This is a genomic window from Bartonella sp. AA83SXKL, from assembly GCF_042196965.1.
In the GTDB taxonomy this organism is placed as follows: Bacteria; Pseudomonadota; Alphaproteobacteria; order Rhizobiales; family Rhizobiaceae; genus Bartonella.
Genome location: NZ_JBHIRG010000048.1, coordinates 1 through 4,477 on the forward strand (window position 1 = coordinate 1; position 4,477 = coordinate 4,477).

General features: G+C 33.1%; 1 protein-coding gene. It reads right to left on the minus strand.

Annotated features, from left to right (window positions below):
• Window positions 1–1,753 precede the first annotated feature (1,753 nt).
• Window positions 1,754–4,477: type ISP restriction/modification enzyme (locus ACFINO_RS09125; protein WP_375655502.1), on the minus strand; the 2,724-nt coding region annotated here is incomplete at its 5' end.

Consider the following 4,477-nt stretch of genomic DNA (forward strand, 5'->3'; position numbering starts at 1 on the left):
GAGTTAAGAAATGACCATCGATATATTCACAATCATCAATAAATTCGTATTTTTTTGCAGGCTCTTGTTGATTAACAAGCGCAGTTTCATTTGAAATAGAAGAGATAACGGGGGTGGTTTTTACTGTAGTATTCATACTAATATGTCCTAATCAAGAGTTTTGAAATTGACACCCTATAAGGGGCGTCGGGCGTTCAAAACACGGTGATTAGTCCGTTGTTACGCTTTTCTCATAAGAGTATTTTATGGCGTAACTACACCCGACAAAATTATCATATATGCTAATCATAGCATAAAAGATAGCCAGTTTTTAAAAGCTTTGGAAAGATTGTTTCGTAATCTATCCGCTAATCACAAAGTGTTTTGATCACTTAAGTACTTATATAACAAAATACGTATTTATTGTCAAATAATATTTTATCTTTTTTGATATTTTTTTGTATTTTTTAAATACGTTGTGTATCGATAATATCTTATGCTTATTAATTTCTTCTTTTATATTTATGTGCTTTTAAAGATATATTATAGGCTTTATGAAACGATTGCGTTATTTTCTGAATCTATACATTGATAATATTTAGAAACGCTCTCATGATGCGTATTTTTAACTTTATAACCTATCAGTTTTTTTCACTAAATGAATTTTAATTTTTTTGTGAATTTTTTTTATAACACATTTGCAACTTAACAGCTTTTCATAGAGATGGTCTTTATAACCAACCCTTTCATTTGCATTATGATTATAAAACCTTGCTGTTTTTATGCATTCTCTATAGCTGTTATATGCTTTATAGCCACCGCATCATTTTTCATTTTCATAAGAGAAACGATAAATAGGATAATTACGATTTATAGACTGTTATGAAAACATCTCAATAGAAACTGATAATTATAGAGATGAGCAAAATCTCTTTTAATAGACCGTGTCAGTGTTGTCAGTTCCTTTTAAGACCCTCTATTATTTTTTTTATGAGTAAAAATTAAAAACATTATATTTCAATAGTTTAATATCTTTAAAACATAACCCATATCAAGAGTACAATCTTGAAAGATAACCAATGATGTGAATTGATTAAAACCTGTCAGTTATGTGTCAGTAAATTGAACTGACAAAATAGATTATTTTAGTGAGTGATTAAAACGTGCTTTATGAAAAGCATATGCTCCTTTAAAGCCTTTTCAAAAGATAGTTTGTAACGCATAAGAAGTACTATCAAGACCATTATGGTTATGAGTTTTGAAGATTTTGAGTATTTTGAGGGTTCCTTTTACGCCCCTTTATATATTATTTTTCAATCAAAAAATAAAAGTTATTATATTTCAATATGTTAATGCTTTAAATAAACAACCTATATTACACACAACACGTAAATACAATCTGTAATATATATAAAAAGGGGTTTTGAAGGTATTTTGAGGGTTTGAGAAACCTTCAAAACCTATAAGTAATATAAGAAAATGAATATACATAACTCTCTTTAAACAAAGCTATCATTTTAGATTACGGTATAATCTTTTAAAGGCAATGTAAAAAAATTTAATTCACTTTAGATAGGGTTTCTTAAAAGTCTTAAAGGCAATCCAAATAAGAGTATCTAAAAGTGCAAATGATTTCTTTTTAGAATAACGCGCATATAAACACTCTTTTTAAAGATTGTATGTAATCAACTTAACAGGAGAGGTATAGATTATGGTTATAAGCTCTATACCCTTTATGAGTTATCATACCCATTATGTGAACATGCTTTATAAGTTATTCAGTTTCTCTTAGTTCTAATTTTGGTAAGTTCTTAACGATTTTCATTGTTTCTAGACTTACTGTAATAACCCTTTGAAATAACTCTAGAGGGTAAGCAGGGTTACCAATGGTTTCAACAGCATAGCGATTGGCATCATTCACAATGCCACTATTTTTATCAGTCTTGACACATTGACGTTCCATAACCCATTCAAGAGCGGGTTTACCATTAACGATATACTCATAAGCTTCAAGAGGAATATCTGTCATGATGATATTGCTATTATAAAAAACAGTCGATTTATCCTTTTCCTTACTATTCCCAGAAAATTTCATTTCAGTCACGTAATAGAATTTTTCGGGATTAGAGATCTCTGTTTGTTTTGGATTACCCTTTTTAAAGGTCACTGGATAAGGCTCTACAGTTTCATAATTCACGTGCAAATGCCCTAGTTCACGTCCAGCATTAACAAACTTCCAAAAATCTTCAGCGCTTTTTACACAAGGGATGCGAGGCAACTCTTTAGAGAGGTTATCAGCATAACGGGCACGATAATCTTCTGAGTGAAGTAGACCGTATACGTAATAAAAGATATCTTCTTTTATTATAGTCTCATTAGGATAAGCAGCTTTAAAATGCGCTAGTCCCTCATCCGTAATGGCATCACTCCTCTGTAAATCAGCTGTTTTGCTGTCTTCTGTAGAATCCGTAAATAAATGAGTTTGTTTCTTGTTTCTATCTTTTGAGACCGTAGTATCTTCGTAAATATAGCGTGGAAAGCATTGTCCATTTTCTATCACCTGAACATCGGGCAGAGCCGTAGTCATAAGCACAGAAAAGCCTCCCATTGCTCCTATACCTGTAACTTGAATTACTTTATTTCCAATCATTCCCCCTATCGGAAATATACGCGGCATTTGATAGACTCTATGGTTAAAAATACGACTATAGTAAAGCCATTGCTTCGTAAAAGGACGATATAGGCTTTGAATAAGACATTTATCTTCAAATTCAAAAACCTTTCCTCTTACAAACTCTTCTTTCAGACTACTACTCCAACAAATTTTTGTAGCATCAACACTAACAAAATCGTTTACAGCATTTGCACGTAACTTACGGTCAGCATGCGGATAGACATTATTAAAACGTTCCACTTCGCTATTATAGAAAGCAATCATATAACTCATGTTTTTTGCTAAAACTTCACGATTTGAGTTATATGCCCAAGCATCACGATTAGTTTGTATACCACACGAAAAAGTTTCAAAGAGCTTTTTCTTATTATTACCTTTCTTAACACCTATGGCTAAAAATGCTTTAAAATTGTCATCACGTTGATTTATCCAATCACCGTGCTTATCTGGTATAATGATTTGCCAACCTTGTTTACTCCGTGTAATACCATTAATGCTTCCAAGGGATTCAATCATTGTAAGCTTTTCTTGCCTCGTGAGATAGTCTCCAATATCACGAAAATATATCTTACCACGCTGTTGTGCATTTGGATTTTTTACGAGAATGGAAATCGCTATAGGGGCTCGAGATCCAGAACCAAAAATTTTACCACCTTCTTTTCGAGAAAGTTCTCCAGAAGTTCGTTGGTTACCCCGTAAATGGAAAATATAAAGGCTGCTAAATTCCTCAACGAGGCACTTTCGTAGACTGTCCGTAGAACTTCCATTAATAAAACCGGCATTTGTGACAAATCCGATTATCCCAGCATTATCAATACGGTCACTTGCCCAGCGAATAGCACGAATATAGCTATCATAAATTGCTTGCATATTGGTTGCTTTTGAATGAGCAGCATAAGTTTCACTAATACGTTTATCTAAAATCGGATAGGGTGTGTTTTTTGCATTATCATTTTCGTTTTTTTGCTTTGTTGAATAAGGAGGATTGCCGAAGATAACTTCAATATTGAGGTTTTTCTGAAGTTCTAAATATTCACTGTTTTTCTCTAGTAAACCTCTCATCAGATCTTGTTTTTCAAGCATCCGGAATGTATCGGTTAAACCAATATGTTTGAAAGGAATATACTCTCCTTTCTTCAAACTATGATAAGTCGATTCAATGTTAATGGCTGCTATGTAATAAGCCAGTAAAACAATCTCATTGGCATGGATATCATGACGGAACTTATATTCCATATCCTCTGGTTTTATGAGATTTGATTGTAAAAGCCTTGTGATAAAGGTACCCGTTCCAGTGAAAGGGTCAAGAATAGACACTCCACGTGATCCCAAGCTTTTTCCAAACTCATTACACAATACATCATCAACAGAATGAATGATAAAATCGACAACCTCAACGGGGGTATAAACAATGCCAAGTCTATCCGTGGTTTTCTTAAATGCCTTGGTAAAAAAATCTTCGTAAAGCTTGATAATAAGATTTTGTCTTGCCTGTGGTTCTGTAATGCCAGAGGCACGGAACTTTATGCTGTCATAAAACTCTTGTAATTCTTTGGATTCTTCCTCGATATTGGTTTTGTCGAGTTCTGTTAAGATTTTTTCCATTGCTTGCGAAATGGCATTGTTTTGCACAAATTCATTGCCCTCAAACAAAGCTTCAAACACGGGACGCGTTACAAGATGTTGCGCTAACATCTCAATCGCTTCTTCTTGCTTTATCTCACTGTTTAAGTTGTTTTTTAATTCTTTATAAAACGCATCAAAGGCATGATAAGCTTCGCTTGTTTGATCAGAAAGCATAGTTTGAAGGCGTGTGATATGGTT